The organism is Clostridium sp. CAG:221, from assembly GCA_000435835.1.
Taxonomy (GTDB): domain Bacteria; phylum Bacillota; class Clostridia; order Clostridiales; family Clostridiaceae; genus Clostridium.
Genome location: FR883427.1, coordinates 21,248 through 47,077, shown reverse-complemented (window position 1 = coordinate 47,077; position 25,830 = coordinate 21,248). Strand labels below are relative to the sequence as shown.

Sequence of the window (25,830 nt, the reverse complement as noted above, 5' to 3'; positions counted from 1 at the left end):
AATTTAATTGATAAACTGCTACTGCTGTTTATTAAAAAAACGAAGCTATTGCTTCGTTTTTTTATTATTCTGCCTTAAGTGCTATAGCACATTCAATTCTCTTCTTTTGCATTTGACATCCAATATCGTAAGGATTGTTAATATCGTTATTGAACGCTATGTTGTTAGCTTGGCATCCACCTGAGCAATAGAATCTAGCCCAACAGTTTCTACATTTTGGCTTATTGTATATATGTGCTTTCTTAAAACTCATTCCTAAATCTGCATTATAACTATCATCATAAATGCTTCCTAATTTATATTCTTCCTTACCAACAAATTGGTGACATGGATAAACTTCACCTTGTGGCGTTATTGCAACATATTCAAATCCTGCTCCACAACCTGATATTCTCTTATAAACGCAAGGACCACCGTTTAAATCTACTTTAAAGTGGTAGAAGTTAAACTCTTTTCCTTCTGCTTTCTTTTGTACTAGTTCATCATATAATTTATCATAGCTTTCAAATATTTTAGGTAAGTCTTCTTTTCTTAAAGCTAACGGATGTCCATCTTCTAAAACAACTGGCTCGATAGATATTTCTCTAAATCCTTCATCTACCATCATCTTAACATCTTCGTAGAAATCAAGATTTTCTCTTGTAAATGTACCTCTTACAGTATGAGCTTTAGTCTTATCTCTCTTAGCTACCATTTTCTTTATATTTGGTAATATTTGATCATATGATCCTTTGCCATCAAATCTAATTCTTACCTTATCATTCACTTCTTTTCTACCATCTATGGAAAGGATTATGTTTTCTAACTCCTTATCCATATAGTCCATCATCTCATCAGTTAAAAGTGTAGCATTAGTGGTCATGGTAAATCTTATTCTCTTATTCCATTTTGCTTCATTTTCTCTAGCATACGCAATAATTTCTTTGATTGTATCCATCATCATTGTTGGTTCTCCACCAAACAAATCTATTTCAATATTTTTTCTAGGACCACTTCTTTTAACTACATAATCTATTGCTTTTTTTGCTGTTTCTAATGACATCTTACCTTTATGTCCATTATATTCTCCTTCATCGGCAAAGCAATACTTGCATCTTAAATTACAAGCATGGATTATATTTAAACATACTGCTTTTATATAATCTCTATCATCCATTGAAGAATGAGCTATATCTTCATACTGATCTTCTGTGTAAAGAATTCCTTCAGCAACTAATTCTTGTAGTTCTTCATAAGCTTCTTCAACTACATCAGCCCCATATTTAGCTCCAAAATCTGCTACTAACTCCTCTTTTGATCTTAATCTGTTGTCATCTACTAAATCATATACTAGCTCGTCTACTATATGAACTGCTCCAGTATTTACATCTAAAACAAAGCATTTTCCACCTTGTTTAAATTTATGAATTAATGACATTAATACATCCTCCTTATAACAATACAGCTATTATTAAATACTACACTATATATAAATTTTTCTTTAGTAATCTTAATAATTCAACTTTATTAACTTACGCTACAATTTATAGGTATTCTTTCTTTGATTTCTTAAAAGTATAGGCAGTAACTAAGCATTATAGTTACTGCCACTTTTTAACTATACTTCACATTCTAAGTTAGCAACTGTGCAAGAAGTCTTGCAAGCTGATTGACATGAGTTTGCACATTCCTTACAGCCTGGTTTGCTTAAGCTATTCTTGATGTTAGTCTTGTTAATTGTCTTAATATGTTTCATGTACAAATCCTCCATTTTCTATTAATAACAACAGTTATTATAGCACATTTTCCCACTATAATAAAGAATTTACTTATAATATTGGATATTTTTTTTTAAAATAGCTAAGCTAACAAGCTTAACTATTTTTTAAAGTGAACTTTCTTTTTTAATTTCATTTATCATTTCTTCTTCACTTAATGTTTTGTCATCATATGAATTGTATAAATCTTCTAATGAAACAGTATAATAAAGTCCTTTTTCTTTTTTATTTTTTTTATTTTTTTCACTTATTTTATTCTTTATCATAGTTCCAGCTGCAACTGAAGCTGCTATTGCTGAAAGTGCTCCTAAAAAAATCTTTTTTCCATTCTTTCCCGCCATAATTTCACCTCTCTATTATAAAAATTATAATAATCTATGTTAATTTAATTAATTTATTTTTTCATTAATTAAATTAATAATTTCTATATTTTTATCATCTTTAGGAATATTATAATCCCAAGCTTCATTTTTGTCATCCTCAAAAAAATACTGTGCTCTAATTATAATTTCTGGTTTATATTCAAAATGTAAAATATCAAAATGAGACCATTTACCCCCCCATACAAATCCATACTTTTCAAAAGATTCTACTATTACTTTTGGATAAATAGCTATTCTACTATCACCCTTTTCTCTTGGTACCCACTTCCAATAATCTGCATCATTTCTATTTAAATCTATGGCAATGCCATAGGAATGAGGACTTAACATTCCAGTATCTTGAATAACTCTGTAATTATACGTACCACTGATTGGCATTACAAAATTATTAATTTTTGCATCATCACAAGATGCAATCCAAACTTCATCCAAAGCTTTTTTTAAATTTTCAGCAGCATTATTACATTTATTAAAAATTATATTACCATATTTGGTATTAATAGTAGTTAAATTTTTTTCAATTTCACTTTTACTACTACCGTAAACATTATTTAATAATTTATAGTTTCTTAGTCTTCCTGGATCCTTGTTTAATTCCATCACCTTTCTAATAGGCTGTAGCGGATAGCTTTCAAAAAATAAATCTTGTAAATCTGGATTAATAAATTTCTCATTTACTGATTTATCTTTTAAATCATCATATATTATTCTAGTATTATTCTTTGTGATTATAAAAATTTCACCTTTTTCATTTTTTTCAATTGATGATATATAGTCACTATATCCCTTTATTAGTGAAAATAAATTTTTCTTTAACTCATCATTATCTTCTGTTTCTTTCATTGCAAAAACATAGTATTTATTAGTACAGAAAATAATTCCTAAAAAAATAAATAAACAGCAAAATATTTTTTTCATATTTACATCACCGTATCCTAAAAAATTATAACTATTAAATATATTTCCCTTAAAATTGTATTTTATAACCATATATAAATAAAAAAACTATTGCATTTCTGCAATAGCTTTTTTATTTTTTTAAGAAAATGGCTGATACACACTTTCATTTAAATATATGCTATCAACTAAATTTCCAGATGAATCATACTTATCTAAATAAGTATAGCAATCAAGACTACTTATTGCCTCTACTCTAGGTTCATAAGTATATCCATTAGTAGCATTTGAATTTGACCATATTTCCACAGTTAGAGATCCTGATGTTGATGAAGTAGTTATTATTAATGGATAGTCATAAGTATTAACAAATCTTAAGTCAATTAAATCATCTGCTAATGTTGCATCTAATCCTATTCCTACATAACCTACGGTCATCATATGATTTTGTCTTTCTGTTGGAAGTATCCCTGCTCTAAGTTCTGCATTATATAAAGTAGTAGCTATTTGGCATACTCCGCCTCCCATTCCTGGAACTACTTTTCCACCTACATAAGTGTTTGAACTTACAAAACCTCTCTCTGCTGTAGTTGGTCCTATTCCATCAGTACAAGAGAATTCCTCACCTGGCATTAATAATGTATTATTAAAATATGATGCCCCTGTTTGAATATTATGTCCACTATTTCCAGGTGAAAAATACGTTGTAAAGCTTGAAATTCTAGTATCAATTGTTCTTAATTCATTAGCAGTTATATCTGCTTCACTTTCAACTAATGCTCCATTAGCAACTACATCAGCCCCACCGTTTTTGCCAGTGATTTGAGAAGTTATTGAATCAACTAAAGCTTTCTCGTCTAATACATATCCGTTTTGTCCTTCAACTATATTTACTACTCCACCTGAAATTGATGCACTTGCATTTACTGGATCAACTTTTACATCTTCAGATATCTGTGCAACAAATTCCTTAATCTTTTCTTCATTAACTGTAGTTGTCATGTTATAAGTTTTTTTCTTAGGTTCATTAATTAAATTTAATTTTCCCTTGAAACTCTTGTTTTTTCCATATGACATTATTTTATCTTCAAGTTCATCTTTATTAGTTGTAACATCTAATCCAGCATAACTTGAAGAATACTCTTTATCATTTACAGTTACCTTAACAGTTTTACTAGCAATCTCAGCATCTTTTTCTGCTAACACCTTTGATAAATCCACTTCATTTAATTCACCTACTGGTTCAGAATAAATATATACTTCTGGATATACCTTATACTCATAACTATCAACAAGTTTTTTATTACTTGTCCACCAATATAATACTCCACCTATAATAGCTATAAGAACTATAATTCCTGCTATTAATCCAATCTTAAATTTTTTATTCTTTAAATCTACATCCTTATAAATATCTTTTTCAGAGATTTTATTGATAGTATCTTCAAATTCAGCTATTTCTTCATGAGCTTCATTTTCTATTGGTTCTTCAGAAGTTGTTTCATGTACTTCATCTACTTTTTTATCATCATTGCTCATATTAATCCCTCCCCTATTTAAACAACTTTTCCCCTAAACCATTATACACTATTTATACCTTTTATTATCACTTTTTCATTCGCAAAATTCCCTCATTTTTTTTACTATTTTTTCTTTATACTGTTATTTATTTTAGTGTATACTATAAATACTATTATTATATTAAGGAGATACTAATGAATAACTCATTTAATGAATTAAATATAAACAATTCAATTGTTGTTGGACTTGAAAAACAAAATATAACAATACCTACAGGTATTCAAGAAACTGCTATTCCCTTTGCTTTAGAAAATAAAGATATTATTGCAGAAGCACATACTGGAACTGGAAAAACTCTTGCATTCCTTATTCCTATATTTGAAAAGATCAACGTAGAAAAACGTGAAATGCAAGCTATTATTCTAGCACCTACTCATGAGTTAGTAGTCCAAATTGAATCACAAATAAAACTTCTATCTACTAATTCTGGCATAAATGTTACATCTTTATCAATAATGGGAGAGTCTAACATTGAAAAGCAAATAAAGAAACTAAAAGAAGTTAAACCACACATAATTGTTGGTTCACCTGGAAGAATTCTTGACTTAATCAAAAAGAAAAAGATTACTGCCCATACTATTAAAACTATAGTACTAGATGAAGCAGATAATTTATTATCTAAAAATAAGCCTGTAATAATAAAAGATATTATAAAATCAACTATGAAGGATCGTCAGCTAATGTTCTTCTCTGCAAGTATTAATAAAGAAACTTTAAACCTTGCTAAAACATTAGTAAAAGATGTTGAAATTATCAAAATTGAAAATAAATCTGAAATAAACCCTAAAATTGAACATATCTGCATCTTAGGAAGTCTTAGAGATAGGTTTGAAAATTTAAGAAAACTACTTGCTGCTGAGCAACCTCAAAGAGCTATAGTATTTGTTAATAACAATACTGACCTTAGACAGATTAACGAAAAATTACAATACCACAAGGTTAAATCTACAGCTATTTATGGAAATGCCTCTAAAGAAGAACGACAAAGAGCTTTAGATGCTTTTAGAAGAGGTAAATGTAATGTTCTTGTTTCTTCTGACTTATCTGCCAGAGGGCTAGATATTCCTGAAGTAAGCCATATAATCAGCTTAGATTTCCCTGTAAATCCTGATGAATACTTACATAGAGCTGGAAGAACAGCTAGAGGAAATAATTCTGGAGTTTCTGTATGTTTAATAACTAATAAGGATATTGAAATACTTCAATCTTATGAAAAAGCCTTTGACATTGAGTTTACCGTAAAAAAATTATACGGTGGAAAACTTATGGACATGGAACAATAAATAATTATGAATTATAAATTATGAATTATGAATTAAGGATGAAACTCGAAGAGTTTCTGAGAAATATATATTTTCTAAACTCCCATAGGGGAGTTTATTCCTTCATTCATCACTCATCATTCATAATTCATCATTAACTAAGTTCATCATTATCTAAGTTCATAATTATCTAAGGTTCATCATTATCTAAGTTTTTCATTTATAAGTTTTTATTTAATATTTATAAAAAATGCTTCCACCAATAAACTCTCTTAAAATAGAATTTTCTGGCACCAGCCCTTTATCTATTTCATCAAAAAATCCTAAGAATGCTTTAAGTCTTTTTACTTCATCATAAACACTGCTATCTGCAACTACTTTATCTAATTCCTCTAAGGCTTTTTTCTTTAATACACATAATTCATATACTAAAGTGGAATTAAACATAACATCTGCTTCTTCTTGGTAAACAAATATATTTTTTTCTTCACCTTTCTTTATACTTGGCCACATAAGCAATGTTTCCTCTGCATTTTTTCCTCTTGATAAACTATCTCTAACAATTCTTCTCACTCTTCGTACATCTGAAGTGGAAATTCTATTATGATTGTCCAAATTTAACTGTGTTAATGCTGATATATAAATTTTAAAAATATTATTTTCATCTAAGGAAGATGTAAGAATTGGATTAAGTCCATGAATTCCTTCAATTATTAAAATTCCATTCTTAGGCATTTTCACCTTACTACCTGATTTCTCCCTATATCCTGTTAAAAAATTAAATATAGGTATTTCTACTTCCTTACCTTCAAATAATTCCTTCATTTGATCTTTGAAAAACTTTACATCTATAGATTTTATTGACTCAAAATCATATTCTCCATTTTCATCTCTTGGAGTATCTTCCCTATTAACAAAGTAATTATCAAGAGATATTGGTATGGGATTTAGTCCATTAACCTTTAACTGGATAGCTAATCTATTGGCAAAGGTTGTCTTTCCTGAGGAGCTTGGTCCTGCCACAAAAACAGCTTTTATCTCTTTTTTCTCATTAATCATATCTGATATTTGAGCAATTTTCTTTTCATGAAGAGCTTCACTTATCATAATCAAATCTATTAATTCTCCATTTGATATTTTTTCATTTAAAGAACCAACTTCACCTATACCTAAAATATTTAACCACTTTTCTGTTTCCCTAAATATGTTAGTAAGCTTTCTTTGTTCCACAAATTTATTTACTACCATTAAATTTTCATCTGTTGGATATCCTAAAATAAATCCTCCATTATAAAATTTAACATCAAAATTTTTAATTACTCCTGTTGATTCCCACATTGGCCCATAAAAATAATCGTATCTTCCATCTAATTCATATAAAGTTACTACTTTAAATCCTGTTTGCTGCAATAGCTTTACTTTATCTGTCATACCGTAGTTTTGGAAAATTTTTATTGCCTCTTCTCCCTTTACCTTAATTCTCTTTATAGGATAATTTTTATCAATTAATTTTTGCATTGCTTGCTTAATATTATTTACTTCTTGTTCTGTCAAAGGCTCTTTCTTATGAATTTCTCCAAATACCCATTTTCCTATGCTATGTTCCATGGTTACTATTGCATCTTTGTATAAATCTAAAACTGCTTTTATAAATATGAATTGTAGTGTTCTAGAATTATTTCGTATGTTGTCCATAATTCTTCCTCCTAAATTGTTTGCCTCTTATTTCCATTATATACATAAAAAGATTTTATTCTATCATTTTATATTATTTTGTCCTAAAATCTTTTTCCTTATAAAAGATATACTTTGAATAAAAGAGTAATATTTACAAATACTTATTTTGAGGTGGTTTTAGCATATGTTTATAGTATTAATAAGAACCATTATTCTCTACTCATTGGTAATACTTGTGATGAGATTAATGGGCAAACGTCAAATAGGAGAATTACAACCTTATGAATTTGTAATAACAATAATGATTTCAGATTTAGCAGCACTTCCAATGCAAGATACTCGTCTTCCTTTAATTTTAGGTATAATACCTATAATTACCTTGCTGTTTATTAAGACAATTTTAACTCAACTACAACTTAAAAGCCAAACAGCAAGGAAAATATTAGAGGGTGAACCAGTAATTTTAGTTCATAAAGGCAAGATAAATATGAAAGCTCTTTCAAAACAACAAATTAATTTAGATGAACTTATGGAAGAGCTTAGACTAGCTGGTTACTTTGATTTAAGTGAAATTGAGTATGCAATTTTGGAAAATAACGGACAATTGTCATTTTTGACTAACTCTAGCTCTACTTCAAGCTCTAGTTCTCCAAGTCCTATAGTTAAATGTTCTTGCAATACTCAGCCTGCTCAAAATAATGCTACAAATAGCTCTGGCGGAGGAAATGGTTCCTCTTCAGATAGTCAAAAGCAACAATCATCTTATAAAAATAATCAAAGTTCCAACAGTTCTCCACCAATATTACCTATTATATACGTTCTTGATGGGCATATTAATAATAATGCCTTAACTACTAGTGGAGAAAATAGAGAGTGGATACAAAAGAAATTAGATCAACATAAGGCAGGAAAAATTGAAGATATCATTTTAGCTATGACTGATACCCAAGGAAAGTTCTTTTTTCAAAGATATGATGAATATATTAAGGAGGATCAATGAAAAATTCATTAATTTCAATTTTTATTTTTTTGGTTTTAATATCTTTTTTATTTTATTCAGATATGAAATTTAAAAATTTATGTACAGAAACAATCAACGATTGCGAATTTTTAGAATATGGATTATCCAGTGAAAATAAAGAAGAAAGCTTCCAAGCAGCTATGATTATCTTTAGCCGTCTTGATGAACAAAATATTATTCCTTCAATTTATATTAATCATCTTGATTATGATGTGTTATTAAATGAAGCTTTAAAGCTTACCGTATATATTGAAGAAGATGATATGTCTGAAGCTTCTGCTTCTCTGCATCTATTAAAATTTGCAGCACAGCATATAAAAGACCTTCAAGTACCTGATTTAAAAAATATATTCTGATGTTTTATTGTAACTTGTAAAAATGACTCTACTCTTTCTTTTAAGAATATTTCTCGTACTGTTATCATTTATTAATAGCATAAAGTAGTATATTTTTTAAAACTTTTAAATATACTACTTCATGCTATTTTTATTTTATCACTACATATTTTATACATTTAAATTAAATTTTTATTCATTTTTAAGCTAAATATAAAGTTTTTATGCATTTTTAAAAATAATTGTTGCATATTTATTCATCTCGGAATATAATCATATATAAAGATATTTGGAAATTATTTTTAAAAACACCATGTTTTAGTTGAAATATAAGGGGGCTATATTTATGAAAAAATACAATAAAGTTGTACTAGCTTATTCTGGAGGATTAGATACATCTATAATTATCTCTTGGCTAAAAGAAACTTATGGCTGTGAAGTTATTGCTGTTGTTGGAAATGTGGGGCAAAAAGATGAACTTGAAGGCTTAAAAGAAAAAGCTTTAGCTTCTGGGGCATCTAAAATTTATATTGAAGATTTAACTAAAGAATTTGTGGAAGACTATATATTCCCAACTATTCAAGCTGGTGCTATTTATGAAGGGAAATATCTTCTAGGAACTTCTTTTGCGAGACCTATCATTGGTAAAAAATTAGTAGAAATTGCTCTTAAGGAAGGTGCTGATGCTATTTGCCATGGCTGTACTGGTAAAGGTAATGACCAAGTACGTTTTGAACTTGCTGTGAAACATTTTGCTCCTGATATGGACATCATTGCTCCATGGAGAATTTGGGATATAAAATCTAGAGAAGAAGAAATTAAATACGCCGAAGACCATAATATTCCGCTAAAAATTACTTATGAAACAAACTATAGTAAGGATAAAAACCTTTGGCACTTAAGCCATGAAGGCCTTGATCTTGAATATCCTGAAAATGAGCCAAAATATCATAAGATTCTTGAGCTTTCTAACACTTTAGAAAATGCACCTGATGAAGCTACTTATATAAGCTTAACTTTTGAAAAAGGTATTGCTGTTGCTTTAAATGGTGAAAAACTTTCTGGTGTTAAATTAATAGAAAAACTAAATGACATTGGTGGAAAGAATGCTATTGGAATAATTGATATGGTGGAAAACAGACTTGTAGGAATGAAATCTCGTGGTGTATATGAAACTCCTGGTGGAACTATTCTTTACAAAGCTCATAAAGATCTAGAAGAATTATGTTTAGATAAAGAAACTGCCCACTATAAAGAAATCATTGCCTTAAAATTTGCTGATTTAGTATATAATGGCCAATGGTTCTCTCCTCTTAGAGAATCTTTATCTGCTTTTGTTAGCAAAACACAAGAAACTGTCACTGGTGAAGTTAAATTAAAATTATATAAAGGTAATATAGTAAATGCTGGTATGACTTCTCCTTATTCCTTATATAGCGAAGAATATGCTACTTTCGGTGAAGATGGTGTCTATAATCAAAAAGATGCTGAAGGATTTATCAATCTTTTTGGTCTTCCTACAGTAGTAAATTCAAAAATGCATTCATCAATTAATAAACAGGATCAATAACCATGAAGCTTTGGGGTGGAAGATTTAAATCTGGCGTTAATGAATTAGTCAATACCTTTAACGCCTCAATATCAATTGATTCTCGTATGTATAAGGAAGATATTTTAGGAAGCCTTGCCCATGTAAAGATGCTTGGCAAACAAGGAATAATACCAGCAAAGGACAGTGAAAAAATAGTGAATGGATTAAATGAAATACTAAAAAGAATGGAAAACGGAGTTATCCATATAGATAACTCTTCTGAAGATATTCATAGTTTTATTGAAAGTACTTTGACATATTATATTGGTGATGAAGGTAAAAAACTTCATACTGGCAGAAGTCGTAATGATCAGGTAGCTTTAGATACTAAACTATATGTAAAAAAATATTTAATAGTGGTGGCCAATGAACTATTAAATTTACAAACTGTCATTTTAAATAAAGCAAAGGAAAATATAAATACCATTATGCCTGGCTACACTCATATGCAAAAAGCTCAACCAATTACCTTTGCTCATCATATAATGGCTTATGCTGAAATGCTTAAAAGAGACTACGGCAGACTTTTAGACTGCTATGAAAGAATGAATGAAATGCCTTTAGGCAGTGGTGCACTGGCAACTTCTACTTATCCCATCGATAGAAACTTTGTCAGTAATGAGCTTGGCTTTAATAAGCCTACAGTAAATAGTATTGATTCTGTTTCAGATAGAGATTACGCCATTGAAGCATTATCTGCCCTTTCACTTATAATGATGCATCTTTCTCGTTTTTCTGAAGAAGTGATCCTTTGGTGTACAGGTGAATTTAACTTTGTTGAATTAGATGATGCTTATAGTACTGGTAGTAGCATAATGCCTCAAAAGAAAAATCCTGATGTGGCAGAATTAGTTCGTGGCAAGACAGGCCGTGTTTATGGTGATTTAATGACACTTTTAACAGTTATGAAAGGGATTCCTTTAGCTTATAACAAAGATATGCAGGAAGATAAGGAAGCTTTATTTGATGGACTTGATACTGTACTAATATCAATCCAAACCTTTACTGGCATGCTTGATACCATGAAAATAAAAAAAGATGTAATGAAGAAAGCTGCTTCTGGCGGATTTACCAATGCCACAGATGTTGCTGATTACCTAGTAAAAAAAGGTGAAGCCTTTAGAAATGCTCATGAAATAGTTGGTAAAATCGTCTTATACTGCATAGATGAAAATAAGGCCATTGATGATTTAAGCCTTGATGAATTTAAATCATTTTCTCCTTTCTTTGAAGAAGATGTATATAAAGCCATAGACCTTATAACTTGTGTAGAAGAAAGAAGCGTTATGGGGGGACCTAGCTCTTCATCAGTGCAAAGTCAGATTTCCCTTTTAGAAAACTTTATAAGTGAAAAAATGGAGGTGCTAAAATGTCTAAAGTAGGAATTATTGGTGCCACAGGATATGTGGGCATAGAACTTTTAAGGCTACTTTTAAATCATCCTTTTGTTACTGTTGAAGCTATTTCATCTTCATCTTTTAAAGGTGAAGAAATAGCTTCCGTATATAAAATGCTCTTTCATAAAACTAATTTAATTTGTGAAGATCCTGAGGACGTTATTGAAAAATCTGATGTGATATTCACTGCTCTTCCTCATGGATTTAGCGAAAAATTTGCTTTAAAAGCCTTAGAGAAAAAAAAGAAAATCATCGATTTAGGTGCAGATTTTAGACTTGATTCTGAATCAAGCTACAAAGAATGGTATGGTAAAGATTTTTTAAATAGTGATATACATAAGCTTAGCGTTTATGGCTTACCTGAATTAAACCGAAAAAAAATAAAAGATTGTAGCATTATTGCTAACCCTGGCTGTTATCCAACAAGCATTGCCTTAGCTTTAATGCCTTTACTAAAAAATTCATTAATTAAAACAAACAATATAATTATTGACTCAAAATCTGGTGCTACAGGTGCTGGCCGTGGACTTTCTCTTAAAAGCCACTATGCCGAATTAAATGAAAACTTTGCGCCTTACAAAATAGGCTCTCATAGACACACTCCTGAAATTGAGCAAACACTTTCATCTATTGCTGGTGAATCAGTGGAAGTAACATTTACTCCTCACCTTCTACCAATAAATAGAGGTATTCTTTCAACAATTTATTGTGAACCAAAAGATAACCTATCACTTGAAGCAATACATCATATATATAGAGAATTTTATAAAGATGAAAACTTCCTTCAAGTCTTACCTTTAGACACTACAGCAGAAATTAAAAACGTCAAGTACTCTAATAATTGTCAAATCTCATTACATGAAAACTATAGAAAAGATAAATTAATAATTGTCAGCACCATAGATAATATGATTAAAGGTGCAGCAGGACAAGCTATACAAAACCTAAACTTAATTCTCGGACTAAATGAAAATTGCGGGTTAAATATGATAAGCCCAGCTTTTTAATAATTATGAATTAAGAATGATGAATGATGAATTTCGGATAATAATAAATTATTTTATAATTTATTATTTAAATTTTTTTTAGTTGTAGCTACGATATTAGATAATATCTTAACTAACTCTATACAATTTGAATCTAAAAAATCAAATTCTTTTTTATCTAAATAATTAGTTGCATAAAGCAATTCTATCCAATATAAAATTTCGTCAGCTTCTTTCAGAGCTATATTGATTTTACTTAAAAAATCTTTTTTACTTTGTGCTCTCTTAGCCTCCCTTACATTGGCTCCTATAGATGTTGCAGCTCTTAAAAATTGTTTAGATAAAACATATTCGCTTTTTGCAATCAAAGTTCTATATACTTCGATAGAATTAACAGAAAAATTAAAAGTTTTTTTTAATACCATATTAGACATATTTATCACCTACTAGTTAACTCTATCCAAATTCTACACTTTGTATTCATAACAATGCATTCATAATTCATCATTCATAATTCATCATTCATCATTAACTAAGGGGGTTATTCAAAATGAAAATTAATATAAATAATGGTGTTACTGCACCAAATGGGTTTAAGGCTGCTGGAGTTCATTGTGGCATAAAAAAAAGTTCCTTAAAAAAAGATTTAGCTATTATTTATTCGGACGTTCCAGCTACTGCATGTGGCGTTTATACAAAAAATAAAGTTAAAGGTGCTCCACTGCTTATCACCAAGGAGCATTTAAGCAATAAATGTGCGCAAGCCATCATAATTAATAGTGGTAACGCCAATACTTGCACAGGCAATGATGGTTTAGAAAAAGCAAAAAAAATGACTGTTCTTTGTGGGAAAGCATTAAATGTAAAAGCTGATGATGTTTTAGTTGCTTCTACTGGGGTAATAGGAGTTCCTTTAAACATTGATGCTATTAAAGATGGTATTCCTATAGCTGTGGCAAATCTTGATAGCCAAAGTGGTCACTCTGCTGCTGAAGCAATAATTACTACAGATACTTCTACAAAGGAAATATCTATTGAATTTGAAATTGATGGTGTTCCTGTGGTTATTGGAGCTATGGCAAAAGGCTCAGGGATGATACATCCTAATATGGCTACTATGCTTTCTTTTATAACAACAGATTTAAATATTGATGCAAAACTTTTAAAAGAAGCTTTAAAGTCTTCTGTTGATTTATCCTATAACAGAGTAAGTGTTGATGGCGATTCTAGCACCAATGATATGGTAGTAATATTAGCCAATGGATTAGCAGGCAATGCTACCATAACTGAGAAAGATGAAAAATACTCTATATTCCTTGAAGCATTAAATACACTTAATATACATTTAGCAAAAGAAATTGCTAAGGATGGTGAAGGCGCTACAAAATTAATTGAATGTAATGTATCTGGCTCTAAAGATGAAAAATCTGCTGAAATTCTTGCTAAAAGTGTAATTAACTCCAGCTTAGTAAAAGCTGCTATCTTTGGTAGTGATGCTAATTGGGGACGAGTTCTTTGTGCCTTAGGCTATGCTGATGCTGATTTTGATCCTAATTTAGTGAGCGTATATTTTGCCAGTGAATCAGATTCCATTCTTGTATGTGAAAATGGCTGCTCTATAGAATTTGATGAAACTAAAGCCAAAGAAATATTATTAAAGGATACCGTTAAAATAAATATTAATTTACATTCTGGCAATGCCTCTGCTACTGCCTGGGGCTGCGATTTAACTTATGATTATGTAAAAATAAACGGTGAGTATAGAAGTTAGGAAGTGAGTTAAATTGAATCATAGCGAACATGCAAATATATTAATTCAAGCACTGCCATATATACAAGCCTATTACGGTAAGACTATGGTTATAAAATATGGTGGCAACGCCATGATTAATGATGAATTAACTAAAACAGTCATCAACGATATAGTCTTAATGAAATGTATAGGAATAAATCCTATCATTGTTCATGGTGGTGGTCCTGATATAAGTGGAACTTTAAAGAAAATGAATCATGAAATTAAATTTATTAATGGTCTAAGATATACTGACAAAGATACCATGGATGTTGCTCAAATGGTTCTTGCTGGAAAAGTCAATAAAGACCTTGTAAAGCTTCTTGGCCGTTGCGGTGGAAAAGCATTAGGCTTCTCAGGTATTGATGGTGACCTTATTACTTGTAAAAAGTTAAATTCTGATGTTGATTTAGGCTATGTTGGTGAAATAACTAATGTGAATACTGAACCTTTAAAGTTAGCCATTGAAGCAGGCTACATTCCTGTGGTAGCTTCCATAGGTACTGATAAAGATCATCAAGATAGCTATAACATCAATGCTGACACTTGTGCTGCTAAAGTTGCTGCTGCTCTTAAGGCAGAAAAACTTCTTTTACTTACTGATGTACCTGGTGTGCTAATGAATCCTAAAGATAATTCTTCCTTGATATCAACTTTAAGACTTCATGAAATTCCAAAGCTTACTTTAGATAAAGTAATACAAGGTGGAATGCTACCTAAGATAAGTTGTTGCGTTGAAGCTGTACGCCTTGGTGTAAAAAAATCAGTAATTATAGATGGAAGAATTCCTCATGCTATACTACTTGAACTGCTATCCGAAAAAGGAATCGGAACAGAAATTTATTAAATGATGAGTGATGGATGATGAATGATGAATTGTGGAATAAATTCCTCAACGGAATTTAGTAAAAATATAATTTTCAGAAATTCTGTAAGAATTTCATCATTAATTCGTCATTCTTAATTCATAATTCATCATTAACTAAGGGGGTTTTTACATGGATTTATTTGAAAAAGCTAATGAATGTTTAATGCATACTTATGCTCCTCTCCCTATAGTAATTACTCATGGGGAAGGTTCTTGCTTATTTGATGAAAACAATAAAAAATATATAGATTTTACCAGTGGAATTGGAGTTAACTCTGTTGGTTATAACAATAAAAAATTAAATAAAGCTATTTTAAATCAACTTAATTCTTTTACCCATCTTTCAAATATTCTCTTAAGCACACCTACTGTTGAATTAGCTGACAAATTAACTACAGTATCCAAAATGAGCAAAGTATTTTTTGCTAACTCAGGTGCTGAAGCAAATGAAGGTGCTTTAAAATTAGCTAAGAAATATAGCTTCATGAAATATGGTGAAAAGCGAAATAAAATTCTTTCTTTAAAAGATTCTTTTCATGGTAGGACATTAGCTACACTTACTGCTACAGGACAAGATAAGTTTCATAAATATTTTGCTCCTTTTCCTGAAGGCTATGATTATGTAATTCCTAATTCACTGGAAGATTTTAAAGAAAAATTAACTGATGATGTCTGTGCTGTTATCATGGAGGCAATTCAAGGTGAAGGTGGCGTTAATTTATTAGATAGTGATTTTGTTAAAGACGTATGTAAAATATGCAAAGAAAAAGATGTTTTAGTTATCTTTGATGAAGTTCAATGTGGACTAGGCAGAACAGGTTATCTTTTTGGCTTTCAAGAATTTGGTGTAGAAGCTGATATTATTACTCTTGCTAAAGGCTTAGGTGGAGGTCTTCCTATTGGTGCAATTCTTTGTAATGAAAAATTAGCTGATACTTTTGTACCTGGAGATCATGGATCAACTTTTGGTGGTAATCCAGTGGTATGTGCTGGCGCAATGGCTGTCTTAGATCAAATTTGCAATGAGGACTTATTATCATCTGTCCAAGCTAAAGGAGAACTTATAAGAGAAACATTATTAAAGTCCAATCTTCCTTTAGTTAAAAATATCCGTGGCTTAGGATTGATGATTGGAATTGAAGTTTCCTGCCCTCCAGCTGAAATTCAAAAAAAAGCTCTTGAAAATGGACTTCTAGTACTAACAGCTGGTAAAAACGTAGTGAGACTTCTACCACCGCTTACCATTTCAGAAAGTGAACTTAAAGAAGGAATTAATATTTTAGTGCAAGCACTAAAATAAATTAAGAATTATGAATGATGAATTATGAATTAAGGATGAAACTCAAAGAGTTTCTATAAATTAATTCTTTTTAAACTCCTTCTTGGAGTTTATTCCACAATTCATCACTCATCATTCATCATTAACTTAAGGGGGGTTTTTTTTATGAAAAAGGATTTATTACGTATGGATAATTTATCAAAAGAAGAAATATTAGATATTTTAAATCTTGCGGATCAATTAAAATATGAAAACAAACATGGTATTGAACATCATTTGCTTAAGGGTAAGTCGTTAGGGATGATATTTGAAAAAGCATCTACTCGTACAAGAGTATCTTTTGAAGTTGGTATGTATGAACTTGGAGGCCATCCTCTATTTTTAAGTTCAAAGGATTTACAAATTGGTCGTGGAGAACCTATCCAAGATACAGCAAGGGTATTATCAAGATATTTAGATGGTATTATGATTAGAACCTTTTCACAAAAAGGTGTAGAAACTCTAGCTGAAGTATCATCTATTCCAATTATAAACGGATTAACTGATGATGAGCATCCTTGTCAGGTATTAGCTGATTTAATGACCATTAGAGAAAAGAAATTAATTCTTGAAGGATTAAAAGTTGCCTATATTGGTGATGGAAATAATATGTGTAATTCTCTTTTAGTTGGATGTTTAACTTTAGGAATGCATATATCTATAGCTAATCCTGAAGGATATAAACCACCAGCTTACTATGTAAATAAAGGAAATGAACTTGCTATTAAAAACGGTGTCTCTTTCTTTATGACAAAATCTCCAGAAGAAGCTGTTAAAGATGCTGACGTTGTTATAACTGATGTATGGGCTAGTATGGGGCAAGAAAAAGAAGCTGCAGAGAGAATGAAAGCTTTTAAAGACTACCAGGTAAATAAAGAGCTTATGAGCTTAGCTAAAGAGGATGCCATAGTTCTTCACTGTCTTCCTGCTCATAGAGAAGAGGAAATAACTGAAGAAATATTAGAAGCTCATGCTGATACTATTTTTGAAGAAGCAGAAAATAGACTACATGCTCAAAAAGCAATCTTAGTAAAATTATTATCCTAATCTTTTATAACTGAAAATTTATTGTGAATAATTATGTATGAAATTCCTTTGGAACTTTCTAAAAAATAAGACTTATGATTTTATTTAAACTAAAATTATAAGTCTTATTTAATTCTAATTATCTTTTATTTTCTATTATGTTTAATATAATTTCCTTACATCTTCCACAGGCAGTACCTGCTCCTGTTGTTTCAGCAACTTTTTCAAAAGTATCTGCACCATTTTTAACTGCGCTCACCACTTCACTTACAGATACATTTTTACACTTACAAGCATTTTGTAATATTTTTTCTATTTCCTGAATTTCAGTATCATTATCTATTACTATATCAGATTTTTCTTTAAGTTCTTCAACTGTTCTTACTCCTTCTGCTTGAGCCTTTCTTACTTTTATATATTTTTCCATATCTAAACTCATATATAATATCTCCTTACATTTAAATTTAATATTTTTATTTTATTAGTATACCCAAATAAATTATTTTTAAATGTAAAGAAATCCTGAAATAATTTCTAACTTCCTGAACTTTCATACCTTTTTATTCCTATAAGCCATATTCTATATGCTATAAAAATTGATATAAAACTTACTACAAATGTAAGCACTACCCCTAATAAAAAGCTTCCTTTTCCTAATATATAAGCCGCTGGAAAATAACCTGTAAAAGCAAAAGGAATGATAAAATATAAATAATATTTCATAAAAGCTCCATCCCTTTAAAGTAGGTATTGAATTAAAAACTAGACCTATAAAGACTATTCCTACACCTTGTACTAATATAAAACCTATAAGCCCTAATAAAAAATCTGCTCTATATTCCATTAATCTTACCTAAAAATATCATAGAAGGAGTATAAATTGTTGAACTAAAAGGAAAAAAATTTACTATTTTTTGTGCCCATAATGGAAAAAAGGAAATTGGAATTAACATACCTGATAACAAATTTATTATTGCTCCCATTATTTGAGATAGCCCCCACATGTTAGTTATTTTAAAAGACAATAACCCAAAGATATAGCTAAAATAAAAATTAATAAAAACACCTAAGATAATACTTAAAAAATATATTAAAATTCTTCCTATACTTATAAACCCAAAAAATTTATAGAACATAATTACTGTTACTGTAAAAGCTAATACAAAAATAACTACAAAATTATAAAAAACTTTTCCTAGTCCTTGAAATAACATTCTTTTTTCATAGTTTATTGGTTTTATTAAATTTACTGCTATTTATCCATTTTTAACTTCCTCTGAAATACTATAACTTATATCTACATCTATTATTAATGCTGTTAAAAAAGATATAAAAACATAAATTATCATTTCATTTAATGTAAAACCATTTAATAGCTTGTCTGATGTGCTTGAATATATAGCTTTCCATAGATAATAAGTAACAGCTAGCATCAATCCATCCCCAAACATAAACATAATAACATTAGCTTTATATGAAATTAATTGTTGAAATGAATTTTTGGCAAAAGGTAAATAAGTTTTTAAATCTCCTAACCTATTCATTTTCACACCTCATTTTTATACATCTTCTTTACAATATCTTCAATACTGGTTTCTTTAATATTAAAATCTATAACCTTTGATTTTTTCATAACTTCACCAATTATATCTGCTGAAGATATATTATTTTTATTAAAGGTTATACTAACCTTACTTTCTTTCATATTTAGCTTAAAGTCATCATCTTTAAATCTTGCGAAATTAATTTTTTCTATATTACTTTTATCTTTTAACTGAATTTCAATGGTTGTTAAATATCCAAATTGTTCTTTAACACCTTCAAGCTCCCCATCATATATCTTTTTGCCACTATCAATTATGATTATTCTGTTACATAACTCCTCAATATCATTTAAGTCATGGGTTGTTAGTATAATTGTAGTTCCATACTTTTCATTAATATATTTTATAGCTTTCCTAACACTTTCCTTTACCACAACATCTAAACCAATAGTAGGTTCATCTAAATATATTATTTTAGGATTATGAATAAGTGCTGCTGCCAAATCAGCTCTCATCCTTTGAGCTAAAGACAATGTTCTTACTGGACTTAAAAAGAATTCATCTAAGCCTAATATCTCTTTAAAATAATTCATTCTCTCTTCATATTCTTCATCACTTACTCCATATATATCCTTTAATAGTGGAAACGTTTCCAAAACAGGCAAATCCCACCATAGCTGAGTCTTTTGCCCAAAGACAACACCAATATTTTTTGCATTCTTTTCACGATTTTCGTATGGTACAACTCCATCCACTATTATCCTGCCTGATGATGGTGTAAGGATTCCTGTCATCATTTTAATGGTTGTAGACTTTCCTGCACCATTTGCTCCAATATATCCAACAATTTCTCCATCATTTATTTCAAAACTAATATCATCTACTGCTTTTTTTATTGTATACTCAGTTGAAAAAAATGACCTTAAAGCTCCCTTAAAACCAGGATATTTTTTACTAATCTTAAATTCCTTACTTAAGTTCTCAACTTTAATCAAGTGGCTACCCCCTTTTCTTAATTCTATTTATTAGTTTATCACCACCCACCACTTTTTTCCAATATTTGTATAATAATAAGCTGAAAATTAGATAATCTTCTAATTTTCAGCTTATTATTAATTTTCTGTTGTTTCAGTTTCTATTATAGTTTCATCTGTATTATCTGATGTTTGTCCTTCTTCTGAAGTTGTTGTATCTTCAGTTGTATTTTCATCATTTACGGGCTCTTCTATTATTGTATCTCCTATTTGTGTATCATCCACTGGCTTAATCTCTTCTTCTAAATTTTGATTATCAGCTTCAGATTGTTCTTGTGTTGGCTCTTGATTTAATTCTAGAGGAATACTATCTGTGTTCTCTTCTTCATTACTATCACTACTTCTAAATAAGCTTATAAACTTGTCCCATAAATCTACGAACCAATTTTTAATCTTTTCAAAGAAACCTTCTTCTTTTAGCTTAATCCCAAGTTCTTTAAGGTTATTACTTAATTTATTGCTTGCTTCCTTTAAAGAATTTTTTAATTCTGAGTAATCTAAATCTAAGTCATTAACATCACTCATTAAGTTTACAATAGAATCTTTTGCATTAACACTAATATTCACATTATATTGATTTGTAATGTTTTCAACTATTTCCTTAATTTCTTCTTCTGTTTCTGGCTGTTCTTTAATTACTTCTGTTTTAACATCATTAATTAAGGTAGAAGCTTCTTCTGAACCTATTTCATCCCCAACTGCAACTGTTGTTTCAATTTCCTTTTGTGCTGTTTCCTTTTGCTTTAATGAAATTTCAAAGCCACCAACTTCTTCAACACCTGCAAGTATTCCTGATAAAGCTGAAGTTCCTGTAACTTTAAAAGGTGCAGAAACCTTAACATCTGCTGATGTTATTCCTGAAGTAATTAAAGCATTCATCAGCATACTTTCTGTTACTTCTGTTAAATTAGTAGCCGTTACATTAATTCCACTATTATCATCTAATAATTTTACATATGCACTTGAATAGCATCCACCTGCATAATTAGCTGGGTCATTTGGATCCAAACCTAATTGCTCTATTATCACTTCATCTGTTACATATATGGTGTTTGTCCCATCTGGAGCATTAAAATATTTTCTTAAAGCAGCTTCTTGAGCATCAGTTAAATCAGAACCTAAAGCTAAAATATCTCCTGGATTATAATCTGACTTTGCAAATACTGGAGTAGCTACCCCTATGCCCATAACAATAGCTAAGCTAAATGCTATATTCTTAAATTTATTTCTTAACATAATCAAAACTCCTGTCCTTCTAAAATTTTACTACCATATTACTACATCGACATAAAACTTTCCACTAGTCTTTACAAATTTAATAAATTTTTAATAAAACATTTATTTCATTATACTTGACCTAGAATCCATAAAAAAATATACTTTAATATGTACTATTTTTAAGGAGAACAATTATGATAAAATTCGTGTATTTTTTTATATATTTTTTAATATTCTTCATTTCTATAAATTTTATAAAAGGAATTTTTCCTATTAATTTATTGAATAATAATATAAATAACGAAAAGTTCTTACAAACTTTAGAAGAAACTTCAGTAGCTTCTTCTGAGGAAGCTATAAATAATTACTTAAATTCACTTAAACCTCCAGTTGAAGATACAACTGAAATTAACTCTTCTAACCCTAACTTAAGCTATGCTGAATATTTCAGCAATACTTTATTTGTTGGAGATTCAATTACTGAAGGCTTTGAAGAGTTTGGATTTATAGATAGCTATAATGTAATTTGTGGCAAAGGTGATACAGTTTTAAATGGTCTTGAATATATATCTACCATTAAAAATATGAATCCTAAAAATATTGTTTTATTTTATGGTTTAAATGATGTTATAGAGTTTTATAGCACCGATCCAGCAGGATGGAGTTTTCAAGTGTTTAAAGATAAATATTTAGAACTTGTTGAAAGTTTACAATCTGGACTACCTAATTCAAATATATACCTTATATCACCATTACCTATAACAGACACAAGTAGTTATCAAAGAAATTATAGGTTAACAAACGAAAATTTAAATATATTTAGAAATTTAGTTCAAGAGGTTGCATTAGAAACTAATACTACTTATATAGATTTATCTTCTTTGGCTTTGTCTAATGAAAATCTTCATACCAGTGATGGTATCCATTTTCAATATGATTTTTATCCAATGATGTTAGATTATCTAAAAAATTATATAAACTAAAAGAGGAAATTTTTATGAATTATAAAAAACCAATTAATTATAAAAAATACTATCAATTAGAATTTATCATATTATTTTTAATATTTATTGGACTTTATCCAATTTTATCATTAAAGAACATAGATATGGATTCACTAAAAAAAAATTTAGATAATATAGTAGACTTTAATTATTTAAAACCAGGTGATATTAATGATATAAAAAAACTTTATTACATAAATCAAAATTATATAGAAGACTTTATTTGCTATACGCCAAAAAGCAATGTAGATGCTGAGGAAATATTAATTTTAAAAGCCAAAAACTCAGAAACCTTACCTTTATTAAAAGATAAGGTTAATTCTAGATTAGAAAAACAAAGTGAAACTTTTAAAACTTATATTCCTGAAAATTACAGTATATTAAAAAATGCTGTCTTGAAAACACATGGTAATTATTTAGTTTTTATTGTCTCTAAAAATTCATCAGATATAAATAAACTAATAAATTCTAGTTTTAAATAATTTTATTGATTGGAGATAGTTACTATGGTTTTTAGCAGTTTAACATTTTTATTTGTATTTTTACCAATAGTTTTATTAATTTATTACATATCACCAAGGCCATTGAAAAATTTTGTTATACTACTTTTCAGTTTAATATTTTATGCTTGGGGAGAACCTAAATTTATTTTTCTTATTATTTTATCTATATTAATAAATTATATAGGTGCTTTACAAATAGTAAAAAATTCGTCAGATACTGAAAAAAGAAAATTTATATTTATAACATTACTTTTAATTGATATAAGTATTTTATTCTTTTTTAAATATTACGGATTTATAATAAGTTCTATAGGTTCACTTTTTGGAATTGATTTAGTTATAAGAGATATTCCTCTTCCTTTAGGTATATCTTTTTATACATTCCAACAGATTTCATACATAATTGATGTGTATACAAAAAAAACAAAAGTACAAAAAAACTTAATAAATTTTGCTGCATATATTACAATGTTTCCTCAACTAATTGCTGGGCCAATTGTAAAGTATAATGATATAGAAAGTCAACTTAAAAATAGAAATGAAAATTTAACTCAATTTTCATCAGGTGTACATAGATTCATTATTGGATTAGGTAAAAAAGTTTTATTAGCAAATTCAATAGGAGCAATTTGGAGTGAAATTAAAGTTATTCCACTTAATGAGATTTCAATATTAACTTCTTGGATAGGTATTATAGCCTTTGCATTACAAATATATTTTGATTTTAGTGGATATTCAGATATGGCCATTGGTTTAGCTAAAATGTTTGGTTTTGAATTTTTAGAGAACTTTAATTATCCTTACATATCTAAAAGTGTAACTGAGTTTTGGAGAAGATGGCATATTTCTGTTGGTACATGGTTTAGAGAATATCTTTATATTCCTCTTGGTGGTAATAAAAAAGGAAACTTAATACAAATACGAAATTTATTTGTTGTTTGGTTTACAACAGGCCTTTGGCATGGTGCAAGCTTTAACTTTATTGCTTGGGGAATATATTTTGGAGTTATTTTATTTATAGAAAAAATAATATTTAAAAATATTTTAAATAAATTACCTTCATTCTTATGTCATATATATACTTTAATACTGGTACTTATTGGTTGGGTAATTTTTGATATGAATACTCTATCATCGGCAATGGAATACATAAGTATTATGTTTGGATTATCTAATAATTTAGTTGTTGATAAACTTTCACTGTTTATTTTATCAAATAATATAGTTATTTTATTAATTGGTATAATATGCAGTACTACATTATTACCTAATGTATTTAAAAAATTAAGATGTTCTTTAAAAAAATCTAACATATTTATTATTATTTCAATGTATTTAATAATATTTATATTATCTATTTCCTATTTAGTAGGAGAAAGCTTTAATCCATTTTTATATTTTAGGTTTTAACAAATATTTTAAGGAGCCATGTTATGTATAATGCTGAACAATTACATAAAAAAAATTCATCTAATTTAAAAAAAGAAAAAAAAATATTATTTTATAACAAAATTATAGATAGATTTTTAATGGTATTTTTTATATTTGCAATATTTCTTATTATGATAATAAATATACTTGCAAAAGATAAATCTTTTTCTGAAATAGAAAACAGAACATTAACTACAATGCCTAAGTTTACAATAAGCTCTTTTATGAATGGAGATTTTAGTGAAGATTTTTCTAGCTATATAAATGATAATTTTGCTGGTAGAAATGGATTTTTATCTATAAAAACTTCCTTTGAAAAACTTTTAGGAAAAACTAAAATTAACTCTGTATATTTAGGTAAAAAAAATTATCTTATTCAATCATTTACTGAAGCCAGTGAGGAAGAGACATCTGCTAAAATAAATGCAATAAACTCTTTTTTTAATGAACACTCTAATTTAAATACAAACATAATGCTAGTACCTACTGCTACAAAAGTTTTAGAGGAATATCTTCCTCCATTTTCAGTAAATGATGATGAATTAGCTTTTATTGATAAAGTTTTTTCTGAGTTAAATGAAAGTATAATTAAAATAAACCCATATAATGCATTATATGAAAATAAAGATAATTATGTATATTATAAAACAGATCATCATTGGACTAGCAACGGCGCCTATATTGCTTATACTGAATTTTGCAAAGCATTAGGACTCACTGCCAAATCTAAAGATGAATTTGATATTGTAAATGTTACTGATAAATTTTATGGTAGCTTATCATCTAAAATAGGTGTTTTAGGAAATACTTCTGATAGCATAGAACTATACGTTCCTAAATATTCTCCTATGGTTGTAAATTATATTTCTGAACAATTTAAATCATCTACTTTATTCAAAAGTGAAGCATTAAATACTAAAGATAAATATGAAGTTTTTACAGGAGGAAATCACCCTTTAATAAATATTAAATCTACTGGTGATCCTAGTAAAAAGCTTCTTCTTATTAAAGATTCATATGCCAACTGCTTTTTACCATTTTTAACATCTCACTATGGTGAAATTTTTGTGGTGGATTTAAGATATTATTATGACAATATAAATACCTTAATAGAAAACAATTCAATTACTGATCTTTTATTTTTATTTAATGCAAATACCTTTAATTCAGATGATTCAATTTTAAACATACAGTAAATTTTCTTA

General features: G+C 28.7%; 25 protein-coding genes and 1 pseudogene. 14 read left to right on the top strand and 12 right to left on the bottom strand.

Annotated features, from left to right (window positions below; translation table 11 throughout):
* Nucleotides 1-64: 64 nt before the first annotated feature.
* The 5 genes from scfB to Q5O44_RS13280 form a co-directional block, all read right to left on the bottom strand.
* Nucleotides 65-1,417 carry a thioether cross-link-forming SCIFF peptide maturase gene (gene scfB, locus Q5O44_RS13300; RefSeq protein ID WP_022168930.1) on the bottom strand — a complete coding sequence of 451 codons (1,353 nt, stop codon included), beginning with the start codon at nt 1,415-1,417 and terminating at the stop codon, nt 65-67.
* A gap of 180 nt (nt 1,418-1,597) precedes the next feature.
* The gene (scfA, locus tag Q5O44_RS13295; RefSeq protein ID WP_022168929.1) at nt 1,598-1,735 is read right to left on the bottom strand and encodes a six-cysteine ranthipeptide SCIFF; all 138 of its coding nucleotides are present in this window, start codon (nt 1,733-1,735) and stop codon (nt 1,598-1,600) included.
* Nucleotides 1,736-1,864: 129 nt separating this feature from the next.
* Complete coding sequence (locus tag Q5O44_RS13290) at nt 1,865-2,098, bottom strand: hypothetical protein (protein WP_022168928.1); 234 nt, start codon at nt 2,096-2,098, stop codon at nt 1,865-1,867.
* Between the two features lie 48 nt (nt 2,099-2,146).
* A complete protein-coding gene (locus tag Q5O44_RS13285) occupies nt 2,147-3,058 on the bottom strand; it encodes a M15 family metallopeptidase (protein WP_302638153.1) in 912 nt (303 codons plus the stop codon).
* A gap of 120 nt (nt 3,059-3,178) precedes the next feature.
* Nucleotides 3,179-4,576, bottom strand: coding sequence for a VanW family protein (locus Q5O44_RS13280; protein ID WP_022168926.1), 1,398 nt, complete (start codon nt 4,574-4,576; stop codon nt 3,179-3,181).
* Nucleotides 4,577-4,752: 176 nt separating this feature from the next.
* Here Q5O44_RS13280 and Q5O44_RS13275 point away from each other — a divergent pair, with 176 nt between their 5' ends.
* Nucleotides 4,753-5,901, top strand: coding sequence for a DEAD/DEAH box helicase (locus Q5O44_RS13275; RefSeq protein WP_022168925.1), 1,149 nt, complete (start codon nt 4,753-4,755; stop codon nt 5,899-5,901).
* A 213-nt stretch (nt 5,902-6,114) separates the two neighbouring features.
* Here the strand turns inward: Q5O44_RS13275 and Q5O44_RS13270 are convergent, their stop codons facing one another.
* Nucleotides 6,115-7,575: a nucleoside kinase gene (locus Q5O44_RS13270; RefSeq protein WP_022168924.1), complete on the bottom strand. Its 1,461-nt coding sequence runs from the start codon at nt 7,573-7,575 to the stop codon at nt 6,115-6,117.
* 166 nt (nt 7,576-7,741) lie between these two features.
* Between Q5O44_RS13270 and Q5O44_RS13265 the strand changes: the two genes are divergently transcribed.
* The 5 genes from Q5O44_RS13265 (at nt 7,742) to argC (ending at nt 12,908) form a co-directional block, all read left to right on the top strand.
* On the top strand, nt 7,742-8,557 hold the full coding sequence (locus Q5O44_RS13265; protein ID WP_022168923.1) for a YetF domain-containing protein: 816 nt from the start codon (nt 7,742-7,744) through the stop codon (nt 8,555-8,557).
* Nucleotides 8,554-8,934 carry a DUF4363 family protein gene (locus Q5O44_RS13260; protein WP_022168922.1) on the top strand — a complete coding sequence of 127 codons (381 nt, stop codon included), beginning with the start codon at nt 8,554-8,556 and terminating at the stop codon, nt 8,932-8,934. The genes Q5O44_RS13265 and Q5O44_RS13260 overlap by 4 nt, the downstream gene beginning before the upstream one ends.
* A gap of 325 nt (nt 8,935-9,259) precedes the next feature.
* A complete protein-coding gene (locus Q5O44_RS13255) occupies nt 9,260-10,483 on the top strand; it encodes an argininosuccinate synthase (RefSeq protein WP_022168921.1) in 1,224 nt (407 codons plus the stop codon).
* A 2-nt stretch (nt 10,484-10,485) separates the two neighbouring features.
* Entirely contained in the window at nt 10,486-11,886 is a 1,401-nt protein-coding gene (gene argH, locus Q5O44_RS13250) for an argininosuccinate lyase (RefSeq protein WP_022168920.1), read from the top strand.
* Nucleotides 11,874-12,908 carry an N-acetyl-gamma-glutamyl-phosphate reductase gene (gene argC / locus Q5O44_RS13245; RefSeq protein ID WP_022168919.1) on the top strand — a complete coding sequence of 345 codons (1,035 nt, stop codon included), beginning with the start codon at nt 11,874-11,876 and terminating at the stop codon, nt 12,906-12,908. Before argH ends, argC begins: the two co-directional genes overlap by 13 nt.
* A 53-nt stretch (nt 12,909-12,961) precedes the next feature.
* Here argC and Q5O44_RS13240 read toward each other — a convergent pair whose 3' ends face one another.
* A complete protein-coding gene (locus Q5O44_RS13240; protein WP_022168918.1) occupies nt 12,962-13,321 on the bottom strand; it encodes a four helix bundle protein in 360 nt (119 codons plus the stop codon).
* A gap of 116 nt (nt 13,322-13,437) precedes the next feature.
* Between Q5O44_RS13240 and argJ the strand changes: the two genes are divergently transcribed.
* The 4 genes from argJ (at nt 13,438) to argF (ending at nt 17,912) form a co-directional block, all read left to right on the top strand.
* On the top strand, nt 13,438-14,658 hold the full coding sequence (argJ, locus tag Q5O44_RS13235; RefSeq protein ID WP_022168917.1) for a bifunctional ornithine acetyltransferase/N-acetylglutamate synthase: 1,221 nt from the start codon (nt 13,438-13,440) through the stop codon (nt 14,656-14,658).
* A 13-nt stretch (nt 14,659-14,671) separates the two neighbouring features.
* Nucleotides 14,672-15,526 (top strand): acetylglutamate kinase, encoded by an 855-nt coding sequence (argB, locus tag Q5O44_RS13230; protein WP_022168916.1) that lies wholly within the window; start codon nt 14,672-14,674, stop codon nt 15,524-15,526.
* Between the two features lie 151 nt (nt 15,527-15,677).
* Entirely contained in the window at nt 15,678-16,847 is a 1,170-nt protein-coding gene (locus tag Q5O44_RS13225) for an aspartate aminotransferase family protein (RefSeq protein ID WP_022168915.1), read from the top strand.
* 144 nt (nt 16,848-16,991) lie between these two features.
* Nucleotides 16,992-17,912, top strand: coding sequence for an ornithine carbamoyltransferase (gene argF, locus Q5O44_RS13220; protein ID WP_022168914.1), 921 nt, complete (start codon nt 16,992-16,994; stop codon nt 17,910-17,912).
* Nucleotides 17,913-18,030: 118 nt separating this feature from the next.
* Here the strand turns inward: argF and Q5O44_RS13215 are convergent, their stop codons facing one another.
* The 5 genes and pseudogenes from Q5O44_RS13215 to Q5O44_RS13195 all read right to left on the bottom strand — a co-directional run bounded on the left by Q5O44_RS13215 (nt 18,031) and on the right by Q5O44_RS13195 (nt 21,705).
* On the bottom strand, nt 18,031-18,330 hold the full coding sequence (locus Q5O44_RS13215; protein ID WP_022168913.1) for a bacterioferritin-associated ferredoxin: 300 nt from the start codon (nt 18,328-18,330) through the stop codon (nt 18,031-18,033).
* Between the two features lie 95 nt (nt 18,331-18,425).
* A complete protein-coding gene (locus Q5O44_RS13210) occupies nt 18,426-18,614 on the bottom strand; it encodes an ABC-2 family transporter protein (RefSeq protein WP_022168912.1) in 189 nt (62 codons plus the stop codon).
* Nucleotides 18,615-18,724: 110 nt separating this feature from the next.
* Nucleotides 18,725-19,324 (bottom strand): annotated as a pseudogene (locus Q5O44_RS13205) (ABC transporter permease).
* 113 nt (nt 19,325-19,437) lie between these two features.
* The gene (locus Q5O44_RS13200) at nt 19,438-20,430 is read right to left on the bottom strand and encodes an ATP-binding cassette domain-containing protein (RefSeq protein ID WP_022168909.1); all 993 of its coding nucleotides are present in this window, start codon (nt 20,428-20,430) and stop codon (nt 19,438-19,440) included.
* 117 nt (nt 20,431-20,547) lie between these two features.
* Nucleotides 20,548-21,705, bottom strand: a complete 1,158-nt coding sequence (locus Q5O44_RS13195; protein WP_022168908.1) for a DUF1002 domain-containing protein — start codon at nt 21,703-21,705, stop codon at nt 20,548-20,550.
* 176 nt (nt 21,706-21,881) lie between these two features.
* Here Q5O44_RS13195 and Q5O44_RS13190 point away from each other — a divergent pair, with 176 nt between their 5' ends.
* From Q5O44_RS13190 to Q5O44_RS13175, 4 genes are read left to right on the top strand one after another with little or no spacing between them, the layout of a single operon-like run.
* Nucleotides 21,882-22,670: a GDSL-type esterase/lipase family protein gene (locus Q5O44_RS13190; RefSeq protein ID WP_022168907.1), complete on the top strand. Its 789-nt coding sequence runs from the start codon at nt 21,882-21,884 to the stop codon at nt 22,668-22,670.
* A gap of 14 nt (nt 22,671-22,684) precedes the next feature.
* On the top strand, nt 22,685-23,173 hold the full coding sequence (locus tag Q5O44_RS13185; protein WP_022168906.1) for a DUF4358 domain-containing protein: 489 nt from the start codon (nt 22,685-22,687) through the stop codon (nt 23,171-23,173).
* Nucleotides 23,174-23,197: 24 nt separating this feature from the next.
* Nucleotides 23,198-24,604, top strand: coding sequence for an MBOAT family protein (locus Q5O44_RS13180; protein ID WP_022168905.1), 1,407 nt, complete (start codon nt 23,198-23,200; stop codon nt 24,602-24,604).
* 23 nt (nt 24,605-24,627) lie between these two features.
* Entirely contained in the window at nt 24,628-25,821 is a 1,194-nt protein-coding gene (locus Q5O44_RS13175; RefSeq protein ID WP_022168904.1) for a DHHW family protein, read from the top strand.
* The last annotated feature ends 9 nt before the right edge of the window (nt 25,822-25,830 follow it).